This window comes from Seohaeicola saemankumensis, assembly GCF_042678485.1.
Lineage (GTDB): Bacteria > Pseudomonadota > Alphaproteobacteria > Rhodobacterales > Rhodobacteraceae > Seohaeicola > Seohaeicola saemankumensis.
On sequence record NZ_JBHTKR010000010.1, the window covers coordinates 1 to 22794 of the forward strand.

Sequence of the window (22794 nt, forward strand, 5' to 3'; positions counted from 1 at the left end):
GCGCTGCCACGGATCTGGCGGCCCTTCTGGCAGGGCGCGGCGAAAAGGATCAGGCTGCGGACCTACTGCGCCCAGTCTATGCGTCATTTAGCGAGGGCTTTGGAACGCCTGACCTGCTGGATGCCGGAACGCTGCTTGGTGAACTTTAGTGACGGGTACTGTAAGAGGAAACCAGCTTGAGACGGGCAAAGCGGTTGCATAGCCTCGCCGGATGACAAAACGCAGCCCATTTCAGTATTTCAAAACCAGCCCTGAGATCATCCGCTTGGCGGTCATGCTGTACGTGCGCTTCCCGCTTTCGCTTAGGAACGTTGAAGATTTGCTCCATGAGCGTGGCGTCGACGTGAGCCACTAGGCCGTCCGTTTCTGGTGGCACCGGTTCGGCCCGATGTTCGCCGCAGAGATCAAAAAGAGGCGGATTGAGGGGATGAAATCCAGCTGCTGGCGGTGGCATCTGGACGAGGTTTTTGTGAAGATCAACGGTGAGCGGCACTACCTGTGGCGGGCCGTGGATCACGACGGTGAGGTCCTGGAAAGCTTTGTGACGAAGGCGCGTGATAAGACAGCATTGTTGAAATTCCTAAGGAAAGCAATGCGTAAGCATGGTCGCCCGAAGGTTATCGTCAAGGACCGGTTGCGATCGTACGGCGCGGCGCTGAAGCAGATCGGTGCAGCAGATCGCCAGGAAACTGGCCGGTGGGCGAACAACAGGGCTGAAAATTCGCGCTTGCCGTTTCGACGACGGGAGAGGGCGATGTTGCGTTTCCGGCGCATGCGAAGTTTGCAGAAATTCGCCGCCGTTCACGCTTCCGTCTATAATCACTTCAATCAGGAACGCAGCCTCTCAACTCGAACGAATTTGCGCCGCTGCTATTGCCGAGTGGCGTGGCCTCTGCGTTAAATAAGGGGCAGCGTCACTGTCCATTCGGAGATGGTTCGAATTCGTATGACAGCATCCGACGCCGAACTTAAACTGCTATCAGTGATCCTGGAGAAATTGATTTGAAGCTTCTGATCGCAACGCCAAGCCCCTACGCCCGCAAGATCCGGATCATGCTGCATGAAAAGGGGCTGGACGTCGAAGAGATCGTGGACAACCCGTGGACCGAGAACGCCGCGGCACGGCAGGCCAATCCGCTGGGGCAGGTGCCGGTCCTGTGGCTGGACGATGGCAGCGTGCTCTATGACAGCCGCGTGATCGCCGAATATGTCGAAACGCTCAACGTCGCGCCGCGCTTCTTTCCCGAAGAGCCCGCCGCACGGATCGCCGTAAAGCAAATCGAAGCGCTGGCGGACGGCATCTGCGACGCCGTCGTGCTGATCGTCCTCGAACGGGCGCGGGCCACGGAGTTGCAGAGCGCCGATTGGATAGCGCGCCAGCAGCGCAAGGTGGAACGCGGCACTGCCGAACTGCACCGGCTGCTGACGACGGACAGCCAGTTCGGCAATGCGCAGATCACGCTGGCCGATGTCGCGGCAGGGGCCACACTGGCCTATCTGGATCTGCGATTGCCCGATTTCGACTGGCGGTCAGGTTATCCGGCGCTCAGCGAGTTTTCGGATCGGGTCGAAACCCGCCCGTCTTTCTGCCGTTCGCGACCGATTTCGCAGACTATCTCTCCGATGCGTTGAGCCGGGCTTGTCAGAGTAACTCCGCTTGAGACGGGGTGCTGACCGCTCTACCCTGCCGTCGTAGCCAAAGAACGGCCGTACAAGTGGTTCAAAACCAGCCCCGAAATCACCCGCACCTTCAGGGTGTGCGTCGGCACACGCATCCTTTCGTCGTTGACACCGACTATCCCCGCTGGGCGTCCCAACTGTGAGAAGGCAACAAGGCCCGCGGCGAGCACCGCCCAGGACACAGCCGAGCAGAACCTTCGCGAAAGCAACTTGGAAGCTAGGATGCCTCGTAGTTCGAGAAGGGTTCCGTCGTCCCGTCCCTGTGGATTAGGTGGACAACATACGCCTCGCGTTCGCTTTCAGGGCCCATGCCTGGCGATCCATACGGCATTCCAGGCACAGCCAGCCCGACCGCGTCGGGGCGTTCATCCAGCAGACGGCGAATGTCGGCAACAGGAACATGACCCTCGATCACATAGCCGTCGATACTGCCGGTGTGGCAGGAGATCATCTCCTGCGGGATGCCGTTGTCGAGCTTATAGCGGGCGAGCAGCGTTCCCATGCTCGGCTCGACGGTCACGTCGAACCCTTCTGACTGCAAGATCTCCACCCATGCCGTGCAGCATCCACAATTGGGGTCCTTGAGGACATGAATCGCTGGCCTGACTTCTGCCATCGCAGGGACCACGGCTGCGACCGAAGCAGCACCAGCGCAAAGCATCAACCCGCGGCGCGAAATCTTGGACTGCATGAAGACATCTCCTTCGTTGGATCGGTTCGGTTGAGAAAATCCCTGCCGAACCGCTAGTTTTCTCATTAACGTCTGTCGACCGGAGAAGCTTGTGCGTTCTACCGGAGTTTCAAGTTCTCAGCTCTTCTTGAACAGGCCGAAATGGAACCGCTGCACACTGCCCCAAGGTGTGTGGTGATCGTGGATGAGCGACCGGATCAACTGGTAGTCCGGACCCAGCCGTTCCGTGAGAAGAGCCGCGTCATAGCGGGCAACCGGAAGTCCGCTGCATTTTTCTGGGCCATCCGGCGCAAAGGTGCCAATGATTGCATGACCGCCGGGGATAAGAGCCCGATCCATGACCCGCAGATATGCTTCCTGATCGGCGGCAGCGGTCAGGAAGTGGAACGCAGCTCGGTCATGCCAGACATCGAATTGCCCGGATGGTTGCCATTCCAGGACGTTCGCCACAACCCATTCGACGGGCGCATCGTCGGGCAGTCGAGCGCGGGCCTTTGCCAGCGCCGTCTCCGACAGGTCTAGCACGGTGATCCGGTGAAAGCTTAGTTCCAGCAGGCAATCCACCAGCCGCGACGCCCCGGCGCCAACATCGACGATGGCGGCATCGTGGGTCGCCCCTGACGCCGCGATCAGGTCGAGCGAGACCTGCGGACGATCCTCAAACCAGCTCGTCTCGGCCTCGCCCTTGCTCTGGTAGACGTCTTCCCAGCGGTTCGGTTCGCTACCCATTCTCAGTTCCTCACAGATCGACCCGCCGCAGCCGCAGCGCGTTGGAAATCACCGAGACCGAGGACAGGCTCATCGCGGCCGCGGCGATCATCGGCGAGAGCAGAAGCCCAGTGATGGGGTAGAGCAGCCCCGCCGCGATCGGCACGCCAAGGGAATTGTAGGCGAAGGCAAAAAACAGGTTCTGCTTGATGTTGCGCAAGGTGGCGCGGGCCAGCTTGCGGGCCCGGACGATGCCCATGAGGTCACCGCCCAGCAGGGTGATGCCGGCGCTTTCCATCGCCACGTCCGCCCCGGTGCCCATGGCGATGCCGACATCGGCGGCGGCCAGCGCAGGCGCATCGTTCACGCCATCACCTGCCATGGCGATCTTGTGGCCCTCACGGCGCAGCTGGTCGATCAGGTCCTTCTTGGCCTCGGGCAAGATGCCCGCGCGCACCTCGTCGATGCCTAGCTTACCCGCAACCGCCTGCGCCGTGCGTTCGTTGTCGCCCGTCGCCATGATGACGCGGAGCCCTTGGGCGTGGAGTTCCGTGATCGCCTGCGTGGTCGAGTCCTTGATCGGGTCGGCCACCGCCACGATGCCCGCCAGCGCCCCATCAACCGCGATGAACATGGCCGTCTTGCCCTCAGTGCGCAGGGCGTCGGCTTTTGCCTCGGCCCGCGCGGAGTCGAGCCCCATTTCCTGCATTATCGCCGCATTGCCGAGGGCCACCGCACGGCCATCAACCTTGCCGCGCACGCCCTTTCCGGTGACGGCTTCGAAGTCCGTGGCCTCCTGACGCGGGGCCCTCTGCGCCTCGGCTCCCTCGACGATCGCCTCTGCCAGCGGATGCTCCGAACCGCGCTCCAGCGCTGCGGCCAGCGACAGCAGGTCGGTCTCGGTGATGTCGCCAAGCGCCACAACGTCCGTCAGCTTCGGCTTGCCCATGGTCAGCGTGCCGGTCTTGTCAACGATGAGCGTATCGACACCCGCCATACGCTCCAGCGCCTCGGCGTCCTTGATCAGCACGCCCGGCTGCGCGCCGCGCCCCGCTGCCGTTGTGATGGAGATCGGCGTCGCAAGGCCAAGCGCGCAGGGGCAGGCGATGATCAACACTGACACGGCAGATGCGATGGCGAAGACCAGCGCGGGTTCTGGGCCGAAGATCAGCCAGACAACGAAGGCGACAATGGCGATGGCGACAACGGTTGGCACAAAAACTGCCGACACCCGGTCCGCCAAACCCTGAATGGGAGCGCGGGACCGTCGCGCGTTCGACACCATCGCGACGATCTGCGCAAGGACGGTGTCGGAACCGACCTTGCCCGCCTCGATCACAAGGCTGCCGTTCTTGTTGATCGTGGCACCGGTCACCGCATCGCCCGGGCCCTTTTCGACAGGCATCGACTCGCCGGTCAGCATGCTCTCGTCCAGCGACGAGCGGCCCTCGATGACCGTCCCGTCGACCGGAACCGCATCGCCTGGCCGCACACGCAGCCGATCTCCCGCCATGATGTTGTCCAGCGGCGCGTCGTATTCCGACCCGTCTGGCAGGATCCGCCGCGCGGTCTTGGGCGCAAGGTCCAGCAGCGCGCGGATTGCGTCGCCGGTGCGTTCTCGCGCCCGCAGTTCCAGCACCTGGCCGACAAACACCAGCGCCACGATCACCACCGCCGCCTCGAAATAGGTGCCGACGCCGTGACCCATCCGGTACTGTTCCGGAAACACACCCGGCAGGAAGGTGGCGACGATCGAATAGAGATAGGCTGCACCCACGCCGAGACTGATCAGCGTCCACATGTTGGCCGACCGGTTCATCACCGACTCCCAGCCGCGCTTGAAGAATGGCCGCGCCGCCCAGAGCACGATGGGCGTGGCCAGCAGGAACTCGAGATAGCTTGCGATCTGGTGGCCGATCCAGTCGCGCACCGGCAGCGCGACCAGTTCACCCATCGTCAGGATGATGAGCGGCACCGCCGCCGCGGCGGAAATCCACATCCGCCGCGTGAAGTCGGTCAGCTCCTCGCTGGGCTCGTCCGACGGCACCATCGGTTCCAGCGCCATGCCGCAGATTGGGCAGGATCCCGGTGCGTCGCGGACGATCTCGGGATGCATCGGGCAGGTGTACTGGACGTTAGCCGGTGCGGCCTTCTTCTGCCCGGCGGCGCGACCCGAGGCATAGAACCACGGATCCGCCTTGAATTTCGTCTGGCACTTCTCCGAGCAGAAATGAAACGTCTCGCCTTGGAACGCTGCGTGCCGCCCCTCGGGCTTGACCGCGACCGTCATCCCGCAGACCGGATCCTTGACCGTCTCTGCTCCCGCCGGGATGTCGGGCGCCGCGTGATTATGATCCTGCTCCATGAGGTGCCAGCCTTTCGTTGTCTCTTTGCAGCTTGCGGCCTCCAGCCGTTGGAAGCTCAAGCGCTTTTCAATGGTGATCGCGAGCGCCTTCTTAAGGCCTTCTCCGCATCGCCACCCAAAGCAGCGGCAATCCGGTGACCAGGCCGAGGCCAAGCACCGCCCATGTCGCCCGCCCGAGGTCCCCGCTGACCGCCTCGCCTCCGAAATGTGTGAGCAGGAAGCTTGCCGGAATGATGCCGGCCAGCGTGGCGAGGGCGAACCGCCAGGCGTGCAGGCGGCTAAGCCCCGCAGCGTAGCTGATCATGTCGAAAGACACGAATGGCATCAGGCGGCTGGCGAAAACCGCCGCCGTCAACGCGGCCTGCGACCCAAGTAGCCCGGAATCGACGCGGTCACCAAAGATCCGTCGCAGAACATCATGCCCCAGAACTCTCGCGAGACCGAACGCGATCAGTGCCCCGAGCTCCGCGCCGATCACGACCTGCACGGACCCCCAGAGATGTCCGTAGGCCGCACCGGCCGCCAGCGCGATGGGCGCGCTCGGGATCGGGCTCGCCACGACCGCAAGGGTCATGAGCGTGATGATCACGACCGGCCCCCAGAGGCCAGCGCGTGCCACCAGCATCTCCAGGCGTTCGCCGTCCATCATGCCGCGTGCCTGGTCGAAAGCAGAAGGCGCGAACAGCCAAGTACCGAGAACGGCGATCCCGAGGATCGCCATTACCATTAGGATGATTGCGCGCAACCCCACCTCAGATCGAGGCAACGGCCTTCGCGAGAAGGTCTCGGACCTGACCCGCAACAGCCGTAAGTTCGCTGTTCTCGATCGCCTGCATCGACGCGACCGGATCGACGGCGCTGACCTCGACGCCATCCTCGATCTCCCGCAGGATGACATTGCAGGGCAGCATTGCGCCCACCCGAGGTTCGATCCCGATGGCCTGATGCGCCATCTTCGGATTGCAGGCGCCGAGGATGCGATAGGCCCGCATCTCGACATCCAGCTTCTTCTTCATCGTCGCCTCGACGTCGATCTCGGTCAGGACACCGAAACCATGGTCCGCAAGGGCTTTGCGAGTGCGGGCATCGATGTCCTCGAACTTGGCGTCGTTGAACATGTGATTGATCGTGTAGCTCACTGAAAGGTATCCTTATTGTTGGGTTTGGAACACGCTGATCTGGCGAAGCCACACCGAAATCGGCCTTGCGCGGCCAAATCAGAGATTTCGTTCCGGAATCCACGACTGCGCATCTCCGGAGCATGCTACAGTATTTGGTCGCTGCCGTCTTGATGTAGATCAGGGCCTGCGCGTCGTTCTTCCCTTATGTTGCATTCAGCAAGTGGTCGTCGTCGATGCAATGCCAAGGGAGTCAAAGGATGGAATTCAGGAATAGGGCGATTGTTCCGAGCTTGGTGGGCGCGCTGTGCGTGGCTGCTACGTCGGCGCAGGCGCAGGTCGGGGAAATCCTGGAGCGAAACGGCCTGTACTATCATGGCCATGACATGATGTGGGGCGGCAGCCAGTGGGGAGGCTTCGGAATGGTCCTTGGGCCGATCTTCATGATCCTGATCGTCGTCGGGATCGTTGCTGGGATCATATACCTCCTGCGCCTGTCCGGTGTGGCCGGGCCCGCCGTAAGCAGTCACGCCACGCACGATCGTGCCTTGGCTCTTCTGAAGGAGCGTTATGCCAAGGGCGAGATCGACTCGACTGAGTTCGCTGAGCGTAAGAAGCTGCTGGCAGACTGATCCGCGACGCGTCGTGTCCTTTCAGGATACGCGATACTCCGGCGTCTGCCGGGGTTTCTGTTTCGTGTTCCGTCAAACCCCGCAGCCACAGAAGAAATTGCCATGGCCGCTCTTCCAACCAAGCCTTGAAAGATCACCATGAAGAGACGCCAGTTCCTGACTTCGACCTCCGCTGCGATCCTGACCGCTGGCGTCCTGTCCCAAACACCGGTCCGACGCGCTTTTGCGCAGGGACAAACGCGCCTCTGGTCTTGTCAGAGGAAACCAGCTTGAGACGGGCACGGCGGTTTCATAGCCTCGCCGGATGATAAAACGCAGCCTATTTCGGTATTTCAAAACCAGCCCTGAGATCATCCGCCTGGCGGTCATGCTGTACGTGCGGTTCCCGCTTTCGCTTCGGAACGTCGAAGACTTGCTCCATGAGCGTGGCGTCGACGTGAGCCACGAGACCGTCCGTTTCTGGTGGCACCGGTTCGGCCCAATGTTCGCCGCAGAGATCAAAAAGAGGCGGATTGAGGTGATGAAATCCAGCCGCTGGCGCTGGCATCTGGACGAGGTATTCGTGAAGATCAACGGTGAGCGGCACCACCTGTGGCGGGCCGTGGATCACGAAGGCGAGGTCCTGGAAAGCTTTGTGACGAAGACGCGTGATAAGACAGCGGCGTTAAAATTCCTGAAGAAAGCAATGCGTAAGCATGGTCGCCCAGAGGTTATCGTCACGGACCGGTTGCGATCGTATGGCGCGGCGCTGAAGCAGATCGGTGCAGCAGATCGCCAGGAAACTGGCCGGTGGGCGAACAACAGGGCTGAAAATTCGCACTTGCCGTTTCGACGAAGGGAGAGGGCGATGCTTCGTTTCAGGCGCATGCGAAGTTTGCAGAAATTCGCCGCCGTTCACGCTTCTGTCTATAATCACTTCAATCAGGAACGCAGTCTCTCAACTCGACCCAATTTCAAACTCAACCGTGCCGCCGCTCTCGCCGAGTGGCGTGGTCTTTGCGTGGCGTAAGGACAGCGTCACTGTCCAAGCTGAGATTGGCGAATTAGTCTGACAGCACCGGTTTGGGTCTGATCATGAAACCCAGCTACCACGCTGGATTCACGAGATGAATCCCTAACGGGATTTGTGCAACAGAGCCATTCAGACGCGCCCTGTGCGCCCCCCCCAGAGCCCCTGGCGAACATCTTGATCACAACCAAGCACCGGTCAGTGCTTCCCCTGTTTATGCGGCAGTAGGATCGCGTAGAGCGCTTCATTCGCCGGCGCGTCTATCGCGACCTTTTTCGCGAGCCGTGCTGCGGCTCCTGAAATCCATTCGATTTCAAGCGGCAGACCCTTTTCCAGATCGATAGCTGTAGACGCGCGCATCGCCGGCGGGAGTGTGTTTGCCGTGGTCCAGGTCTTCTCCTCGATATCCGCGCTGAGCGCGACGCCCATGGCCCGGCCGATCGCTGCGGTTTCCGCGACCACCCGCCGAAACAGCTCGCCCAATTGCGGAATGGTCACGATATCCTGGATTGTGCACCGGCCAGCGGCCGTGACGCCGGACACGGCCGAGAAGAGCACGAATTTCGACCAGACATCCCGTTCGATATCGTCCGTTTCCGGCGCGTTGGAGCCCGCATCGTTTATGGCTTTGCGGAGTGCATCGATGCGCGCGGACGGGCGACTGTCACGCTCGGCAAAGGTGAAGGTGTTGAATTCGCCGGTTTGCTTGATGACACCCGGTGAGGCGATGGTCGTCGATACCTGCGCCATACCGTTTGCGACGTTCTCTTCCGGAAGGATGTCCAGCAACCGATCCGCAGCTTCGACCCCATTGAGAAAGGGAACAACGATTGTCTGTGGCCCGATCATCGGTAGACAGGCTTTGGCGGCACTTTCGAGGGCATCTCCTTTCACGCCGAAAATGATCGCATCGACCTCGCCGACCTCGGAGGGGTCGTCGGTGGCAATCCAGGGCTGCACGACTTCCACGCCAGACGGGCCGTCCAGGGTCAGGCCTTTTTCGCGAATTGCCTGAAGATGCTGCCCTCGGGCGATCGTTGCCACGTCGTGTCCGGCCTTGGCCAACCTGACGGCCAAGAAGCCACCAATTCCACCAGTCGCCATCGTCGCAATACGCATATGAGCCTCCTTTGCCTGAAGTCATTGAACGAAGAATAACACTGAGCCCGGCTTCAAGCGACAGCACACAACATGACCCGTCACCGCAAACGTGGTATCCTGCAGCCACCTTAAGCTGGGAGGATAAAATGAAAACTCTTTCTGCAATCCTCGTCGCCCTGACAACTGCGGGCGCCGCATTTGCACAGGACATCACGACTTATTCAAGTGACGCCAATTTTGAGGATACGGCGTTCGCCGTGGAAAACGCCATAATCGGCAGAGGCCTCGTCGTCGATTACGTCAGCCACGTTGGCGCGATGCTTGCCAGAACGGGCGCGGATGTCGGCAGCGATGTCGAACTCTTCGAAAACGCAGATGTCTTTCTGTTCTGCTCGGCCACGACTTCGCGCAGCGTCATGGAAGCGGATATCATGAACATCGCCTTCTGCCCTTACGGGATTTTCGTGGCAGACACCGGTGATGAAGTCATGGTGGGGTTCAGGGATTTTCCAGAGGGACCGATGCAGGAAGTCCAAACACTGCTGGACGAGATCGCCCGCGAGGCTGTCGGCAAGTAATTGGTGAAGTCAGATGAACCCATCCCGCGATTCATCACCTGTTTCGCGGGATGGTCCTTTTGAACCTGACCTCGTCTTTCGAGATCAGTCTTCTTTGCGGAAGTCTGAGTGGCAGGCATTGCAGGTGGCTGCGACATGCCAAGCGGCGAACACAGGGCCACCTTGCCTCATCATACCGCCACCCTGCATCATGCCGGGCCCCATCTCAGCGTCTTCCCAACGCTTCGGCAAAGCCCCGCTCGGCTTTCCGCTCGCATTTTCAGCAAGCTCGTTTGACCAGCTCGCAAGCATAAAGGCGTAGTCTTCGAATTGGTCGAAGTCTCGCCAAATCTCTGCGCGTGCTTCGCTTGGCGAACCTCCGGAACCCTCGGGAAAGAGCGCCGTCATGTGCCTGCCTGCGCCGTCGCGAATCTCAGTTGCCGCCCGCCGCACGGCATCCGCGTCGTAACCCAATTCACCATGCATCATCGCAAAAACGCGCTCAATCAATTCCTCGAAGCGCTCCATCGACTCCATGCGTTCCTTCACGACACCTGTGGCATTTTCATGTGCGAAGACAATTGAGCCTGACAAAACCGCAAGCATTCCGATCACTGGTAAGGCTTTCATCACGACTCCTCCCTGATCTTTCGATTTCATTCTAACCCTAGCACAACTTCGGAACAGATTTGAGCAGAGAGCGATGGTGCTGGGCACGGGGAGAAGTGTTATCCCAAACGACCAAAACGACACTGGAAAAAGCTCGCTGGAGATGCCTTCGGCGATCTGATGCCGGATGATCAAATCGCTCGTGGTCGGAGGCACGCTGCAGTCGAACTGTGAAACGCATGTGACTAAAATGCTGGTGAAGCGCGAAAAGCACATCTTTGCGCGAGCGAATGGGGCTCGGATAGCATTATGCATAGTTGTGTGTGAAACTCTTCCTTGGAAACGCTTAAGTCTCCTTACCTCCCTGTTGGACTCTGGCCGCGCTCGTCGCGGCCATTTTTTACGAAGTCAGAAAGCGACGCTGAGCCTGGCCGATATCAGGGAAGTCACTTTTGGGTCTTGTCAGAGGAAACCGGCTTGAGACGGGCAGGGGGGCATAGCCTCGCCGGATGACAAAACGCAGCCTCTCAACTCGACCCAATTTCAAGCTCAAACGCGCCGCTGCTCTCGCCGAGTGGCGCTGTCTCGGCGCTGCATAAGGGGCAGTGTTACTGTCCATTCGGAGACTGGTTCGAATTCCTCTGACAGCACCATCCCAGCCGCAGTCCGGTGGTAGAACTCCGGCGGGGGATCCTCGAGCATCACCTGCCCGCGTTCATCGACGCGCGGCGGCAGCCGGTCGACAAGGGTGCGGGTGAGGTGCAGGGGCGGGACGATGGGCGGATGCTTCAGGCTGGACATCAGTTCATGCACCGGTCGAGACAGGCAAGCCAGTTCTCGCGCGCCAGCTTCGCGATCAGCTGAGCGTCGTAGCCGTGCGCGGCCATTGCGTCGAACAGGCGCTGTACGCCTGTGACGTCGCCGATCAGGTCAGGCAGGACACAACCGTCGAAGTCCGACCCGAGCCCGACGTGATCCTCGCCCACCTGCGCGATCAGATAATCGAGGTGGCGCAGCATCACGTCCCACCCGGTGCCCGTGTCCGCCGTGCCATCGACGTTCAGGTAGAAGGTCGCGAAGTTGAACCCCACCATGCCACCGCGCTCGCGGATCATGTGCAATTGCCGGTCGGTCAGGTTGCGCGGGCTGTCACACAGCGCATGAGCGTTGGAATGCGTGGCCACCAGTGGGGCTGAAGAGACACCGGCCACATCGTCGAAGCCCTTTTCGTTCAGATGCGACAGATCGATCACGATGCCCAATTCATCGCAGAGGCGCACCAGATCAAGGCCCGACCCGGTGAGGCCCAGCCCGGTGTCAGGGCTTCCCGGAAAGGCCATCGGAACGCCGTGACCGAAGATCGTCGGTCGGCTCCAGACCGGACCGAGCGAGCGCAGGCCCATGTCGTGGAACAGGTAGAGCGCGTCGAGGTCTGGGCCGATCGCCTCGGCCCCCTCCATGTGCATCACGCCCGCGATGACGCCTTGCGCCATTGCCGCGCGTATCTCGGCCACCGTTCGGCAGACCCGGAAATCATCGGGTGCTGCACGTTCCATCCAGTGCAACAGCCCCGCCATGGCCAGCGCGTCTGGTTGGGCTTGCGGATGTGCCATTTCGGGCGGCATCGGCAGGGCGTAGGGCGGATCGGCCATCAGCGCCTTGAAGTCAGGCGGTGGGCCGTCGGACGCAGGTGGGACGAAGATTGCGAACAGCCCGCCCGCAAAGCCCGCGGCCTTCATCCGCGCGAGGTCCAGATGGCCGCGGCCAGCCGTGCCCAGCCAGGTCTCTTCGCGCGAGGCAGGGGTTTTCAGTAATCGCAGCAGGAAATCGTTATGGCCGTCGAAAAAGGGGATGGGCGCGGTCATTGGGCAGTTTCCTTGCTTGTCAGGGTGGCGAGGTGGGCATCGACCGCGGATAGCAGGTCGCTGCAATGCGCATCGGTGATCCCGAGATGCGTGAAATGCCCGACGATATTGGCAAGGTAGTCCCGGCTGGTGCCAAGATCGCCCGCCCCATGGGCGATATAACGGACCTGTTCCGCGTAGGTCAGATCGGAGCGCACGTCCGGCACGTCGTGGTCCGCGACAAAGGTCAACACGCGCATATCCGCATCGCCGATCCGGGCCGGGACGAACCGGGCGAGGTAGCCGGGCGCGATCATCTCGCGCCGGAACAGGATCTCGGTCTCTGCCTCGACATCCGCCGCCGCGATCCGAAAGGCCAGCCCCTCGCACCCGTCGCACCCTTCGACGGCATCCAGCGTCGCGAACAGGCCCGGTGCCTCTTTGGTGCCGCGGCCGCCCCTGGTGTCCACGAGGATCAGGCGGCGGGCATGGCCCGTGACATGGGCGCGCCGCACCTCGGCAAAGCGCATGGCCGGATCCCACATCAGAGACCCGTAGCCGAAGATCCACAGATCGCCCGAATGGTCGGCCAGCGCCTCGGCCCGGATCGCCTCGCGCTGCGCGTCGGTATGGACCCAATCGCGAAACGCCTCCTGTCGGGGGTCTGCTGCGATGATCGCCTCAACGCTGAAGGTTCGAAAGAAAGACGTCTCAGGATCGGCAATCCGGGCGCGCAATTCAGGGTGATGGGCAAAAGGGTCGGTCAGTTCAGGCAAGGCGGCTCTCCTCTTTGGTCTCGCGGACCGGTATCATTTCCATGCAGATGTCGACGCCTTCGACGATGCCTGGAAAATCCGTTGAGCCGGGCACGTCACGAAATCCGGCGCGCCGGTAAAGTGACTGGGCGGCGTGCAGTGCGTGATGGGTGGACAGACGGTAGCGGACGTATCCGGCAGCCTCGGCCTCGGTCAGCAGCACGTTCAGCATCTGCGCGCCGATCCCGTGACCCCAAGCATCGGGGCGCACGAACATGCGCTTGATCTCCATCGTCGTCGCGTCCTGCCCGTAGAAGGCGACACAGCCCACCGGCGCCCCGTCGAGCCGCGCCAGCAGCAAACAGCCCGAGGGCGGGCCGAAGCGTCCCGGCAGGCCGGCGAGTTCGGTTTCAAGGTTGGCGAAGACCGACGGCTTCGGGTTTTCGCCCTTGGCCAAATGTTCCATGGCCCATGCAAAGAAGGCGCTGATCAACGCCCGCGCTGCGTCGAGGTCTTCGGGCGTCTCGGCGCGGGCGATATCGACCGCCACCTCAGCGTGCCTTCAGCGGATAGCGGTCGGCCTCGGCAAAGACATCGATGACGATGGTGCCGGCCTTGACGGCGACACCATGTTCGACACCTGCGGGAATGTCGTAGCACATCCCCGGACCATGGCGGCGGGTCTGCCCGTCGATGGTCATCGCAACCTCGCCCGCGACCACGGTGCCCCATTGCGGACCGTGCGCATGCGGCGGCAGGCTGAAGTCCTGATGGAAGTGGAAAAAAACCACCAAGCCCGCCTCCGACCGAACAGCATGGGAGGTGACGACGGTTTCGGGAAAGGGAACGTCGAGTGCGGCCATCGCATCGAAGAAGTCGGGCAGTTGCATTGGTTTATCCTTTCGTGTCCGGTCAATCCACCAAGCCAAGCTGGCGGGCGATGCTGGCGCTGTCGTAATAGTCGCGGCCCTCGACCACCTTGCCGTCCTGCACCCGCATGACCGAGCAATAGCGCACTTCCATCCGGCGGCCCGAAGGCGGGAACTCTCCGAGGCTCGAATGAAGGACTCCCTTTTGAGTGCCCCGATTGAGAAACTCGACGACTGCCCAGCCATCGGGTCCGTCGCCTCCGGTGATAACGTTGACGACTTTCACCTCTCCATCCGGAAATGCCGCGCGCCAGCGGTGATAGTCCACGCGATAACCGTCAGGGCCGATCTGCGACTCGCCGCGCGCCACATCCTCGAACTGGCAATCCGGGGCGATGACGGCGGCGCCACGTTCCGGATCGCGCAAATCCCAGGATTCGTGGAACTGTCGGACAATTTTTTCGATGTTGTTCATTTGGCTTCCTCCTCTGTCGGGTCGCCCGGCTGTGGCGGCAGTTGCACAATCGCGAGGCGGACATCGTCATCTCCGAGAACTGTGGTTGTGTGACCTGCACCCGCCACATCCTCCATCCGCCAGATCGCGCCCGCACCGAATTCTCGCACCTCGCCGTCACCCGCCTCGACCCGCAACCGGCCCGAGAGGCAGAACGCCACCTGCCTTCGTGGCGAAGGGTGCTGCGCGCCGCCCCAACCCGCCGGCAGGATCAGGTAGAGCAGGCCGGTCGCGTCTTCGGTGGCGGAGATTGGCATGGCGGGTGCGGGTGGGGCGAAGGCGTCCGCGTCCAGCGGGACGGCGAGATCGGCAAAGTGGGAAAACCCGGCGGTATCCTCGGTCAGATGGAGAACCAGCATGGTGTTGTTGGGCAAATCTTTGTCTCCTCGTGTCGGCTTTTTCGCATGTCTCTTTCTGGCTGGGTGTCGGTAGCCTCAGCCCGCGGGTCTTGTGGCGATTACGTCACGAAGGGCAGGAAGCCGTAGAGCATCCCGGCCTCGGCGCGGCGCCGGTATTGGGCCTCCAGCGCGTCAGCCCTCGCGCGCGCGGTCCAGAGCCGGCCGTCGGCCCGTGATGTTCCCGTTGTCATGTCGGTGTCCTGTTGTTCGCGGTTTGTGGGGGCGATCCCGTCGGCGGATCGGTACCCGTCATCCCGCCACCTGCCGGGCGTAGTCTTCGGCGTCGAACCACCCGCGCGAGGCCGCGACCTTGCCCCCGGCATCGAGGTCCCATTCTTCCCAGCCGGTGATCCGCAGCGGCTCGCGGGTCTCTGAATGATGACCGGTGAAGGTCCACAGATAGACGACATGATTGCCCGCAACGCGCAGCCCGTCGCAGACAAGGTTCAGGTCCGGTACATCGGCGAAGAACCCCGCCGCCATCGCGGCGACGCCCTGGCGCCCCTCCCAGGGTGTGCCCCGGTTGATGACGATGCCGCCGTCCTCGGCGTAGAAAGACGCGACGGCCTCGGCCGAGCCGCTGTTCCAGGCGGCGGTGTAGTCGCCGGCAATGGCTTGGATGTCGATTGTCATGTCATGCCCCCTTCGGCTCGGCATCCGCAGGCTCGCCGCCGAACATCGCCCAGAATTCATCGCGGGCATTGCTGCGGGGGAATGCAGTGGCCGGCGTCGGCACATCGAGGAAGCGGCAGAGCGGTTCCCAGCCATCTGATGGCGTGAATACCAGCAGCCGGTCGGCTGGCATGGTGGCACGGACCTTTTCGTTATTGCGACGATAGGCAGCGATCGAACTTTCGCGATCAAGGCCGCCGAACACCCCGTCGACCAGCAGGATTTCCATGGTTCCAAACAATTCGATCAAGGGCGGTGGCACTGGAAGCGATTTGTAATGCGCAAAGAACTTGCCGATGGTCTTGGAATAGCTGGCCCACCAGTCGTCTTCCGGACGCTCGGTGTGGATCACCTTCGCGTGGGGAAAGGCCGTCAGTATATCCTGCCAGTAGGCCGCGCCGGGAAAATCGACCTGCGACGTGTAACCCGCGAAAACCTGTGCCCAATCGACATCATGTTCCGCGGCAAGGGCATGCCAGTGGGCGGGCTGGTCTGGGTTGCCCATGACCTCGACCATGTGGTGGCAGGGACCGAAGCCCAGTTCTTCCAGCGCCATCTTGGTCGACATGGTTCCCGTCCGGCCAAAGCCGGAGCCGATGATCTGAAGGGTCATTGCGTAGGTTCCTTGCTTGTTGTCGCTTGTTTTCGAAGTGGTCGAGGTAAAACGGGTCGCCGTGGCTGCGCTGGGTGCGCAGCGGGGGAAGGACGAGTGACACATCAGCATGCCTTGGTTGTATTCGTCGATGCACTCCCGCTGCCGGCCGTGTTTGTAGGCATCTGCGCGCTCCTCCTGCGCTCCCTCGAGCGCCGGGGCGCCGACGTGTGCGCCCGCGCCGATGGCGTCAGGTCCAGCCGAGGGCGCGCATCGACTGGGCGTCGTTCCAGATCTTGGTCATGTGCTTGATCTTCGGGCCCGCAAACTCCATCGCATAGACGTAGTCGGCTGCCACGCTACGCCCGGTCGGCGGCACCGGTCCGCCCTCATCCGTGTGGGTCCCGTGAAACACCGCGAATCCCAGCACCGTGGCGCGCGCCTCGTCGGCGGCGAAGGCTTTCATTTCATAATGGCCGTCCGGCGCCAGTTTCAGCAGACCCTCCATCCAGCCGGCATAGGCCTCGATCGTGCCAATCTCGGCCAGGGCGTCGGACTGGCAGGAAAAGGTAGCACCCGGCACGCAGAAAGGTGCGCAGGCGGCCCAGCCCTTGCCCGTCTCGATGGTGTCGAAGAACGCGGCGGCGGTGTCGGTCATCGTCATGGACTTGTTCATCGTGTCTCTCCCTGTCAGGCGGCCGCGATCTGGGGCGGCTTTTTCCAATGGGGCCGGTTTGCGCGTCGCTCGCTACACCACCGGCTAAAAAATTCTAAAGTGGATCTGCGCGGACTCAGCACAGCGAGATGGCGTCTTTGGGCGTGGCTAAGCCCGCAGCGTTGCGGTGGCCGAAAAGGACCGTACGACCGATGCCGTGCCGGCCCCTCGGAGCCACTCACCCATGCGGCGGTTGGTATGCACCGGTGACCTCGCCCGCCTTCGTCATCGCCGCCATTGCGTCGGCCGAAGTCATCAGTTTCGTCGTCGCGGAGCCCGAAACGGTGCCAGCAGATGCGACGGCGGCGGCACCCGCCATCATGAAGGTGTCATCGGGGCCTTCGATCAGGCAGACGACGTCGTACTGGCCAAAGGCAAAGAACAGGTGATGCAACTTGCCGCCAAGCGCCTCGACCAGTTTGCGCGCTGCGGCTTCGCGATCGCTCGGATTGGCGACCATGCTCTTGATGGCGTCGGCGGAGTAGCTCAGTTGATAAAGATAAAATGGCATGGCGCGGTCCTCCCTCAGACGGGGCCGCGGCACCATTGCATTGCCGTTCGTCCCCTTTCACATGCTGGGCGGCTCGACAAGGCGGCGTCTACAAGAGCCGCTAAAAAGATATAAATCCGCTTCATCTTGCGAATGCTACCGCAGCGCTCTGGCACAGCCTGATGGCAAGGTTCAGACCATCCAGAACCGGCGCTTGATCCATCAGCGCCAAGCAGCATAACGTCAACCAAAAGAGCCGGAGCCCTCCAGACCAAAATCAAGCCGCCTGTTCCAAATCATTCGACGACGGACAAAACGCAGCCCAATTCGGTATTTCAAAACCAGCCCTGAGTATCCGTCATCCGCCGGGCGGTCATGCTGTATGTGCGCTTTCCGCTTTCGCTTCGGAACGTCGAAGACTTGCTCCATGAGCGTGGCGTCGACGTGAGCCACGAGACCGTCCGTTTCTGGTGGCACCGGTTCGGCCCAATGTTCGCCGCAGAGATCAAAAAGAGGCGGATTGAGGTGATGAAATCCAGCCGCTGGCGGTGGCATCTGGACGAGGTTTTTGTGAAGATCAACGGTGAGCGGCACTACCTGTGGCGGGCCGTGGATCACGACGGTGAGGTCCTGGAAAGCTTTGTGACGAAGGCGCGTGATAAGACAGCATGGTTCTGTCAGAGCAAAATCACTTGAGGCGGGCAGGGCGGTTTCATAGCTTGCCGAGATGACAAAACGCTCCCCATTCCGCTACTTCAAAACCAGTCCGGAGATCATCCGTCTTGCCGTGATGCTGTATGTCCGGTTCCCGCTGTCCCTTCGCAATGTGGAGGATTTGCTGCACGAACGCGGCATCGATGTCAGCCATGAAGCTGTTAGATTCTGGTGGCATCGGTTCGGTCCGATGTTTGCGTCTGAGATACGAAAACGGCGGATTACTGGCATGAAATCCAGCGGGTGGCGGTGGCATCTGGACGAGGTTTTCGTGAAGATCAACGGCGAGCGGCATTATCTATGGCGGGCTGTCGATCATGAAGGCGAAGTCCTGGAAAGCTTCGTCACAAAGACACGTGACAAGAAAGCTGCGTTGAAATTCTTAAAGAAAACAATGCGCAAACACGGTCGGCCCGAGGTGATCGTCACGGACCTGCTACGCTCGTACGGAGCGGCGCTGAAGGAGATTGGCGCAGCACACAGGCAAGAAACCAGTCGCTGGCTGAACAATCGAGCAGAGAATTCGCACCTGCCTTTTCGACGACGAGAACGGGCCATGCTCCGCTTCCGGCGCATGCGAAGTCTGCAGAAATTCGCCGCTGTTCACGCCTCCGTCTGCAATCACTTCAATCATGAACGCAGCCTCTCAACTCGACCCAATTTTAAGCTCAACCGCGCCGTTGCTCTCGCCGAGTGGCGCGGTATTTGCGCGGCATAAGGGGCAGCTTCTCTGTCCTAGCAGAGACTGGTTCGAATTAGTCTGGCAGCACCTTATGCTGGTCTCTGTGACCGAGCGCACAAGAGAAATTGGCATTCGCCTCGCGATCGGTGCGCAGGCCCGACAGGTGCTTATGCAGTTTCTCGTCGAAGCCATAATTCTGTCCCTGATCGGGGGACTGATCGGTATTGTTCTGGGGCTCGGGGTGGCATTGGTTGGGGCAAGATTGCTTTCGGTCCCGTTTACCCCGGACATTGGGGTGGTACTTCTTGCGTTCTGCTTTTCCGCGCTTGTCGGAATAATTTTCGGGTTTTTTCCCGCGCGGCGCGCCGCACGTCTCGATCCGATCGAGGCGTTGCGTCACGAATAATCGGTGGCCGACGCAGCATCAGTTATTCGGGCTCAAAGCTGCCGTTGGCACTGTCAAAGAAAGCCAGCTTTAGACGGACAGGTCAGTTCCGTAGCGTCTGGGCATTACCAGACCTTCGGGCAGTGTCAGAGAAAACTGGCTTGAGCGGGGCAGGGCGGCTAGCTAACCTTTATCGATGCCAAAGCCTTTTCTTTTCAGATAGTTAAAGGCCGGTCCCGAAGTTATCCGCCTGGCGGTGATGATGCATGTCCGGTTTCCGCTGTCACTTCGCAATGTCGAAGACCTACTGCATGAGCGAGGCATCGAGATCAGCCATGAAACGGTTCGGTTTTGGTGGAATAGATTTGGCCCGATGTTTGCCGCGGCGGTCCGCAGAAAGCGGGTTAGCTGAATGCGCGCGTTCTCCAACTAGCAATGGCACTGTCGGGGACGAGAAGGGTTCGAATTAGTCTGGCAGCACCGTCGCCGTTACTCCGACCGCCCTTCTTTTTCATCGGATTTCTTGACGCGGGTCTTGCCGGCGGGGCGTTCATTGGCTCGTTTCAACTCATCCAGCGTGCCGATGTCACGCGGCAAACGTCCACCAGAACGCCCTGCTTGGGAGATGGTGCCTTTGGCACCAAGGCCGTGGTTGGAGTTGTCCGATTTCTGGGTTTTGTCGCGGGTCATCGTTTTGCCTCCAATTGGTCGTTTACGAAAATGTCTGCCTCAGCGCAGGCCGAGAAAGCCCAGGATGAACAATACGATGACGACAAGGCCAACGATGTATATGATCCGGTTCATGGAATTCCTATCCGATCTGAGAGTGGTCAAGGCGCACTTGCATTGCTCAGTATGACACATCGAAAGCCCTGCCGAATTGACGTGGATCAGTCCGCAGCGAGCGGCAGTGCCGAATTGATCTTTGTCGCGGGCAAGATGCGTGACCTGCAGGCCAAGGCCGTCAAGGCGATCTGACCTGTTGATGAACAGTGTCACATCTTACCTTCCCCTCAATGAAGGGCGGCGACCTGTCGTGATGAATTGGTTCTTGCCACTTTGCAACCGTGCTGATGCAGGTTAGCGCGGCATCCGCGCGCAGGATTTATCTGGTCGGAAAAGGTATCATGTTTCGCATTTCCGATATCCCCGAAACCGGAGAGGTTCACTATGGAAAATCACATGTATTCGATCACACTTCGCCTTGCGATGGTTCTTGTCGCGGGAATCGTTCTGCAGGGCTGCAATACAACCGAAGGGCTCGGTAAGGATTTGACCTCGGCCGGACAGGCGGTGTCTGAGGCCGCCCAGGAGAACAAGGATTACTGATCTTCGAAAGAGTCCAGCCTGATAGCCTTTCCGCGGCAGGTCCTGAATGCAGGGCCACGAAAGCCTAAGTGATGCGCTCTACATCAGCCGACCGATCTGAAGCTGCAGCGCTACATCATGGGTGCCGAGGCAGGCTAGCATTTCCGTTACACGTTCTGATCAGGTCCGTCACAGTGCACGAGACGGCAGACGGTACTCGGATCGACCTAGAAGGTGCAATCGCGGCCCTAGTGGGCTGGCCCAGTCTGGAGCTGATGCCATTCTTCCTGTTGGTTGGGTGGAGAACTGCCACCCTATACAGGGTTGGCGAAGGTCAGCGATGCGGACAAAATAAACCTATAGACTGTAACCCGACGAGATCGGTGTTCCTCCAACCCCTTAAGTCATTTTGCTCTGACAGATGCAGCAGTACGGTATTGTCAGATCAAACCAGCTTGAGGTGGGCAGGGCAGTTTCGTAGCTTCCCTTAATGACAAAACGCTCCCCATTTCGCTACTTCATAACGAGCCCAGAGGCCATCCGCCTGGCGGTGATGATGTACATCCGGTTTCCGCTTTTATTGCGAAGCGTCGATCATCCTCTGCTCGAGCGGGGGGAGCGAGATCAGTCATAAGACCCTGCGGTTCTGGTGTAACAGATTTGGCCCGATGCTCGCTGCTCAGATGCGTCGGAACCGGATCAGCCGAATGCGTGCATTCTCGGACTGGCAACGCCACCTCTACTCGCGTGACGATTTCAAACTTGATCGGGCCGCTGCTCTGGCAGAGTGGCGTGGTCTTGGCGCGGCACAAGGGGCAGCGTCACTGTCCATTCGAAGACTGGTTCGAATTCGTCTGACATCACCGTGTGACAGGATGTGGAACATGGGCCTTCTCAGGAGGGTTCGTTCTTCGGGGAGTTTGAGACAAGAAGGTTCTCCCCTGCATCGGGAAGCTCCGCACCGGCCGCTTGCCGTTTCAATTCGGGCTCTTCGGAAACAAGATCGCCCTCTCCCGACGTGGCGACGACCGTGTCGCCGGATCCTGCGGCACTGGAAGATGTGGGGACCGCACGGGTTTCCGGTGCGTGCGCGGCATCGCCGTGAACCTCCAGGCCTTTTGGAAAAATGACCTCCCGCGCGGCGTCAGGCATCGGAACCCCGGCATCCTGAAGCGCCCGTTTCACCTGACGCATCAGGGCCGAGCGAACCTTGAAGATCGAATAGGTCCTGCCATCGAACCAGAATTGCACCCTCAGATTCACAGTTGACGGCCCAAGCTCGTCGACCAGCGCCGCGGGTTCCGGATCATCAAGCACCGCCGGATGCGCACGCAGCGCCGCAATGATGATGTCCTGTGCCTTCATGACCGAGGCGTCATATCCGATCCCGACTGTAAATTCGGCGCGCCGCCCCGGATTGCTAGAAAAGTTCGTGATGATGCTCGAAAAGACCAGTGCGTTGGGGATCTGCACGTGATTTCCATCAAGCGTCAACAAGACCGTGGTGCGCATGTTCAGGTTCTGCACGATTCCCTGAAAGCCGGAAACCTGTATCCAGTCGCCCGTTCGAAACGGGTTGCGGACACTCAGCAAAAGACTGGCGAGGGCGTTTTCGGCGATCTCGCGAAAGGCCAGGCCGATCACGATACCGATCAGGCCGGTGCCGCCGATGACCGTAACGGCAAGCCGCGTCAACCCAGCCACCTGAAGCACGAGATAGAGACCGATTAGAAAGACCGGGATCGCCAGGGTTCGCGCGACGATCTGCAACAGAAGCGGCGAGGGGATGCGTTGCCTGAGCAGGCGCCGGGACAAGGCGGCTACACCGCGCGATAGGAACCAGAAGACCAGCAGGATCGTTAGGGAAACGACCGCGATGGGCGCGAAGCGTTGGGCCTGATCGGACAGGTGAACGACCTCGCGCCAGGTGGGTGTCAGGTCCCAGCTGACCTGCGGCTTCACCTCGACACGATTGACCACGGCCACGACATCCTGCGTCCGCAAGGCCAGCTGGCGCGCCCATTCCTTGCGTTCATCCGTCTCGGTCTGACCGTCCAGGAACACCAGGCCCTCCCGCACGGAGACGGTAACTGGGTTGAACCAGCCGCTAGCATCGAGAATCCTCTGAAGGCGCTTGGCGATTTCGGTATCTCGCGCATCGGGCGTGACTGAGATTTCCTTGGTAGGGTCTGCGGAAGGTCCATCCATCGCGTTCGGCGCCGACTGCGACCGAGCATCCATGCTCATACTTGCCAGCACAAGGACAGCGACGACGACCAGACAACCCAGAGACTTCAGGAACAAGGAGACGTAGGCCATTGGTATTCTCTCCGCTGAACGCGTGTACGGAATTCCCGAACGGGTTTCATGGCCACGATCGCGATGC

At 60.8% G+C, this 22794-nt stretch carries 28 protein-coding genes and 5 pseudogenes; 12 read left to right on the top strand and 21 right to left on the bottom strand.

Annotated features, from left to right (window positions below):
* The first annotated feature begins 211 nt into the window (after positions 1–211).
* Positions 212–905 (top strand): annotated as a pseudogene (locus tag ACFQ3C_RS18295) (IS6 family transposase).
* 97 nt (positions 906–1002) lie between these two features.
* Positions 1003–1632, top strand: coding sequence for a glutathione S-transferase N-terminal domain-containing protein (locus ACFQ3C_RS18300; protein ID WP_380794979.1), 630 nt, complete (start codon positions 1003–1005; stop codon positions 1630–1632).
* Between the two features lie 265 nt (positions 1633–1897).
* Here ACFQ3C_RS18300 and ACFQ3C_RS18305 read toward each other — a convergent pair whose 3' ends face one another.
* From ACFQ3C_RS18305 to ACFQ3C_RS18325, 5 genes are all read right to left on the bottom strand, one after another.
* Complete coding sequence (locus tag ACFQ3C_RS18305) at positions 1898–2341, bottom strand: DUF411 domain-containing protein (RefSeq protein ID WP_449329189.1); 444 nt, start codon at positions 2339–2341, stop codon at positions 1898–1900.
* A 147-nt stretch (positions 2342–2488) separates the two neighbouring features.
* On the bottom strand, positions 2489–3100 hold the full coding sequence (locus tag ACFQ3C_RS18310; RefSeq protein ID WP_380794983.1) for a class I SAM-dependent methyltransferase: 612 nt from the start codon (positions 3098–3100) through the stop codon (positions 2489–2491).
* Between the two features lie 10 nt (positions 3101–3110).
* Complete coding sequence (locus ACFQ3C_RS18315; protein WP_380795075.1) at positions 3111–5444, bottom strand: heavy metal translocating P-type ATPase; 2334 nt, start codon at positions 5442–5444, stop codon at positions 3111–3113.
* A gap of 91 nt (positions 5445–5535) precedes the next feature.
* Positions 5536–6195: a TVP38/TMEM64 family protein gene (locus tag ACFQ3C_RS18320; RefSeq protein ID WP_380794985.1), complete on the bottom strand. Its 660-nt coding sequence runs from the start codon at positions 6193–6195 to the stop codon at positions 5536–5538.
* A 1-nt stretch (position 6196) separates the two neighbouring features.
* A complete protein-coding gene (locus ACFQ3C_RS18325) occupies positions 6197–6583 on the bottom strand; it encodes a DUF302 domain-containing protein (RefSeq protein ID WP_380794988.1) in 387 nt (128 codons plus the stop codon).
* A 239-nt stretch (positions 6584–6822) separates the two neighbouring features.
* On the opposite strand from ACFQ3C_RS18325, the gene ACFQ3C_RS18330 reads away from it, so the two are divergent.
* Entirely contained in the window at positions 6823–7194 is a 372-nt protein-coding gene (locus tag ACFQ3C_RS18330) for an SHOCT domain-containing protein (RefSeq protein ID WP_380794991.1), read from the top strand.
* Between the two features lie 304 nt (positions 7195–7498).
* A complete protein-coding gene (locus tag ACFQ3C_RS18335) occupies positions 7499–8203 on the top strand; it encodes an IS6 family transposase (protein WP_380794994.1) in 705 nt (234 codons plus the stop codon).
* A gap of 198 nt (positions 8204–8401) precedes the next feature.
* Here the strand turns inward: ACFQ3C_RS18335 and ACFQ3C_RS18340 are convergent, their stop codons facing one another.
* Positions 8402–9322 carry a ketopantoate reductase family protein gene (locus ACFQ3C_RS18340; RefSeq protein ID WP_380794997.1) on the bottom strand — a complete coding sequence of 307 codons (921 nt, stop codon included), beginning with the start codon at positions 9320–9322 and terminating at the stop codon, positions 8402–8404.
* A 128-nt stretch (positions 9323–9450) separates the two neighbouring features.
* On the opposite strand from ACFQ3C_RS18340, the gene ACFQ3C_RS18345 reads away from it, so the two are divergent.
* Positions 9451–9882, top strand: a complete 432-nt coding sequence (locus ACFQ3C_RS18345) for a DUF302 domain-containing protein (protein ID WP_380795000.1) — start codon at positions 9451–9453, stop codon at positions 9880–9882.
* Positions 9883–9966: 84 nt separating this feature from the next.
* On the opposite strand, the gene ACFQ3C_RS18350 is transcribed toward ACFQ3C_RS18345, so the two are convergent.
* Positions 9967–10491: a c-type cytochrome gene (locus ACFQ3C_RS18350; RefSeq protein WP_380795002.1), complete on the bottom strand. Its 525-nt coding sequence runs from the start codon at positions 10489–10491 to the stop codon at positions 9967–9969.
* A 494-nt stretch (positions 10492–10985) separates the two neighbouring features.
* On the opposite strand from ACFQ3C_RS18350, the pseudogene ACFQ3C_RS18920 reads away from it, so the two are divergent.
* A pseudogene (locus tag ACFQ3C_RS18920) lies at positions 10986–11069 on the top strand (IS6 family transposase); the annotation flags it as partial.
* 201 nt (positions 11070–11270) lie between these two features.
* Here ACFQ3C_RS18920 and ACFQ3C_RS18355 read toward each other — a convergent pair.
* From ACFQ3C_RS18355 to ACFQ3C_RS18405, 11 genes are all read right to left on the bottom strand, one after another.
* Positions 11271–12335 (bottom strand): dipeptidase, encoded by a 1065-nt coding sequence (locus ACFQ3C_RS18355; protein WP_380795005.1) that lies wholly within the window; start codon positions 12333–12335, stop codon positions 11271–11273.
* A complete protein-coding gene (locus tag ACFQ3C_RS18360; protein ID WP_380795008.1) occupies positions 12332–13090 on the bottom strand; it encodes a gamma-glutamylcyclotransferase in 759 nt (252 codons plus the stop codon). The genes ACFQ3C_RS18355 and ACFQ3C_RS18360 overlap by 4 nt, the downstream gene beginning before the upstream one ends.
* Entirely contained in the window at positions 13083–13619 is a 537-nt protein-coding gene (locus ACFQ3C_RS18365; protein WP_380795011.1) for a GNAT family N-acetyltransferase, read from the bottom strand. Before ACFQ3C_RS18365 ends, ACFQ3C_RS18360 begins: the two co-directional genes overlap by 8 nt.
* Position 13620: 1 nt before the next feature.
* Positions 13621–13959: a cupin domain-containing protein gene (locus ACFQ3C_RS18370; protein ID WP_380795013.1), complete on the bottom strand. Its 339-nt coding sequence runs from the start codon at positions 13957–13959 to the stop codon at positions 13621–13623.
* A gap of 22 nt (positions 13960–13981) precedes the next feature.
* Positions 13982–14413, bottom strand: a complete 432-nt coding sequence (locus ACFQ3C_RS18375; RefSeq protein ID WP_380795015.1) for an ester cyclase — start codon at positions 14411–14413, stop codon at positions 13982–13984.
* Complete coding sequence (locus ACFQ3C_RS18380) at positions 14410–14811, bottom strand: cupin (protein WP_380795017.1); 402 nt, start codon at positions 14809–14811, stop codon at positions 14410–14412. The genes ACFQ3C_RS18375 and ACFQ3C_RS18380 overlap by 4 nt, the downstream gene beginning before the upstream one ends.
* A gap of 98 nt (positions 14812–14909) precedes the next feature.
* On the bottom strand, positions 14910–15041 hold the full coding sequence (locus tag ACFQ3C_RS18385; protein WP_380795019.1) for a hypothetical protein: 132 nt from the start codon (positions 15039–15041) through the stop codon (positions 14910–14912).
* Between the two features lie 58 nt (positions 15042–15099).
* Positions 15100–15483, bottom strand: coding sequence for an SgcJ/EcaC family oxidoreductase (locus ACFQ3C_RS18390; RefSeq protein ID WP_380795022.1), 384 nt, complete (start codon positions 15481–15483; stop codon positions 15100–15102).
* 1 nt (position 15484) lies between these two features.
* Positions 15485–16135 (bottom strand): sulfotransferase family protein, encoded by a 651-nt coding sequence (locus tag ACFQ3C_RS18395; protein ID WP_380795025.1) that lies wholly within the window; start codon positions 16133–16135, stop codon positions 15485–15487.
* Between the two features lie 229 nt (positions 16136–16364).
* Positions 16365–16790, bottom strand: coding sequence for an ester cyclase (locus ACFQ3C_RS18400; RefSeq protein ID WP_380795028.1), 426 nt, complete (start codon positions 16788–16790; stop codon positions 16365–16367).
* A gap of 217 nt (positions 16791–17007) precedes the next feature.
* Positions 17008–17340, bottom strand: coding sequence for a GYD domain-containing protein (locus tag ACFQ3C_RS18405; RefSeq protein WP_380795030.1), 333 nt, complete (start codon positions 17338–17340; stop codon positions 17008–17010).
* A gap of 277 nt (positions 17341–17617) precedes the next feature.
* Between ACFQ3C_RS18405 and ACFQ3C_RS18410 the strand changes: the two are divergent.
* The 4 genes and pseudogenes from ACFQ3C_RS18410 to ACFQ3C_RS18425 form a co-directional block, all read left to right on the top strand.
* Positions 17618–17988, top strand: a pseudogene (locus ACFQ3C_RS18410) (IS6 family transposase); the annotation flags it as partial.
* A 58-nt stretch (positions 17989–18046) separates the two neighbouring features.
* Positions 18047–18751, top strand: a complete 705-nt coding sequence (locus ACFQ3C_RS18415) for an IS6 family transposase (RefSeq protein WP_380795034.1) — start codon at positions 18047–18049, stop codon at positions 18749–18751.
* 55 nt (positions 18752–18806) lie between these two features.
* Positions 18807–19121 carry an ABC transporter permease gene (locus ACFQ3C_RS18420; protein ID WP_449329188.1) on the top strand — a complete coding sequence of 105 codons (315 nt, stop codon included), beginning with the start codon at positions 18807–18809 and terminating at the stop codon, positions 19119–19121.
* A 223-nt stretch (positions 19122–19344) separates the two neighbouring features.
* Positions 19345–19509 (top strand): annotated as a pseudogene (locus ACFQ3C_RS18425) (IS6 family transposase); the annotation flags it as partial.
* An 80-nt stretch (positions 19510–19589) separates the two neighbouring features.
* On the opposite strand, the gene ACFQ3C_RS18430 reads toward ACFQ3C_RS18425, so the two are convergent.
* Together ACFQ3C_RS18430 and ACFQ3C_RS18435 are read right to left on the bottom strand one after the other, a co-directional pair.
* Positions 19590–19790, bottom strand: a complete 201-nt coding sequence (locus ACFQ3C_RS18430; protein WP_380795036.1) for a hypothetical protein — start codon at positions 19788–19790, stop codon at positions 19590–19592.
* 39 nt (positions 19791–19829) lie between these two features.
* Positions 19830–20099 carry a hypothetical protein gene (locus ACFQ3C_RS18435; protein WP_380795038.1) on the bottom strand — a complete coding sequence of 90 codons (270 nt, stop codon included), beginning with the start codon at positions 20097–20099 and terminating at the stop codon, positions 19830–19832.
* 183 nt (positions 20100–20282) lie between these two features.
* Between ACFQ3C_RS18435 and ACFQ3C_RS18440 the strand changes: the two genes are divergently transcribed.
* Positions 20283–20429 (top strand): entericidin A/B family lipoprotein, encoded by a 147-nt coding sequence (locus ACFQ3C_RS18440; protein ID WP_380795039.1) that lies wholly within the window; start codon positions 20283–20285, stop codon positions 20427–20429.
* A 469-nt stretch (positions 20430–20898) separates the two neighbouring features.
* A pseudogene (locus ACFQ3C_RS18445) lies at positions 20899–21148 on the top strand (IS6 family transposase); the annotation flags it as partial.
* 154 nt (positions 21149–21302) lie between these two features.
* Here the strand turns inward: ACFQ3C_RS18445 and ACFQ3C_RS18450 are convergent.
* The gene (locus ACFQ3C_RS18450) at positions 21303–22727 is read right to left on the bottom strand and encodes a mechanosensitive ion channel family protein (protein WP_380795041.1); all 1425 of its coding nucleotides are present in this window, start codon (positions 22725–22727) and stop codon (positions 21303–21305) included.
* Positions 22728–22794 lie beyond the last annotated feature (67 nt).

Coding starts and splice junctions, on each gene's coding strand:
- ACFQ3C_RS18305 (WP_449329189.1), bottom strand. CDS start 2,341: ATGCTTTGCGCTGGTGCTGCTTCGGTCGCAGCCGTGGTCCCTGCGATG.
- ACFQ3C_RS18310 (WP_380794983.1), bottom strand. CDS start 3,100: ATGGGTAGCGAACCGAACCGCTGGGAAGACGTCTACCAGAGCAAGGGC.
- ACFQ3C_RS18315 (WP_380795075.1), bottom strand. CDS start 5,444: ATGGAGCAGGATCATAATCACGCGGCGCCCGACATCCCGGCGGGAGCA.
- ACFQ3C_RS18330 (WP_380794991.1), top strand. CDS start 6,823: ATGGAATTCAGGAATAGGGCGATTGTTCCGAGCTTGGTGGGCGCGCTG.
- ACFQ3C_RS18335 (WP_380794994.1), top strand. CDS start 7,499: ATGATAAAACGCAGCCTATTTCGGTATTTCAAAACCAGCCCTGAGATC.
- ACFQ3C_RS18340 (WP_380794997.1), bottom strand. CDS start 9,322: ATGCGTATTGCGACGATGGCGACTGGTGGAATTGGTGGCTTCTTGGCC.
- ACFQ3C_RS18345 (WP_380795000.1), top strand. CDS start 9,451: ATGAAAACTCTTTCTGCAATCCTCGTCGCCCTGACAACTGCGGGCGCC.
- ACFQ3C_RS18350 (WP_380795002.1), bottom strand. CDS start 10,491: ATGAAAGCCTTACCAGTGATCGGAATGCTTGCGGTTTTGTCAGGCTCA.
- ACFQ3C_RS18355 (WP_380795005.1), bottom strand. CDS start 12,335: ATGACCGCGCCCATCCCCTTTTTCGACGGCCATAACGATTTCCTGCTG.
- ACFQ3C_RS18370 (WP_380795013.1), bottom strand. CDS start 13,959: ATGCAACTGCCCGACTTCTTCGATGCGATGGCCGCACTCGACGTTCCC.
- ACFQ3C_RS18375 (WP_380795015.1), bottom strand. CDS start 14,413: ATGAACAACATCGAAAAAATTGTCCGACAGTTCCACGAATCCTGGGAT.
- ACFQ3C_RS18380 (WP_380795017.1), bottom strand. CDS start 14,811: ATGCTGGTTCTCCATCTGACCGAGGATACCGCCGGGTTTTCCCACTTT.
- ACFQ3C_RS18385 (WP_380795019.1), bottom strand. CDS start 15,041: ATGACAACGGGAACATCACGGGCCGACGGCCGGCTCTGGACCGCGCGC.
- ACFQ3C_RS18390 (WP_380795022.1), bottom strand. CDS start 15,483: ATGACAATCGACATCCAAGCCATTGCCGGCGACTACACCGCCGCCTGG.
- ACFQ3C_RS18395 (WP_380795025.1), bottom strand. CDS start 16,135: ATGACCCTTCAGATCATCGGCTCCGGCTTTGGCCGGACGGGAACCATG.
- ACFQ3C_RS18400 (WP_380795028.1), bottom strand. CDS start 16,790: ATGAACAAGTCCATGACGATGACCGACACCGCCGCCGCGTTCTTCGAC.
- ACFQ3C_RS18405 (WP_380795030.1), bottom strand. CDS start 17,340: ATGCCATTTTATCTTTATCAACTGAGCTACTCCGCCGACGCCATCAAG.
- ACFQ3C_RS18415 (WP_380795034.1), top strand. CDS start 18,047: ATGACAAAACGCTCCCCATTCCGCTACTTCAAAACCAGTCCGGAGATC.
- ACFQ3C_RS18420 (WP_449329188.1), top strand. CDS start 18,807: ATGCTGGTCTCTGTGACCGAGCGCACAAGAGAAATTGGCATTCGCCTC.
- ACFQ3C_RS18430 (WP_380795036.1), bottom strand. CDS start 19,790: ATGACCCGCGACAAAACCCAGAAATCGGACAACTCCAACCACGGCCTT.
- ACFQ3C_RS18440 (WP_380795039.1), top strand. CDS start 20,283: ATGTATTCGATCACACTTCGCCTTGCGATGGTTCTTGTCGCGGGAATC.
- ACFQ3C_RS18450 (WP_380795041.1), bottom strand. CDS start 22,727: ATGGCCTACGTCTCCTTGTTCCTGAAGTCTCTGGGTTGTCTGGTCGTC.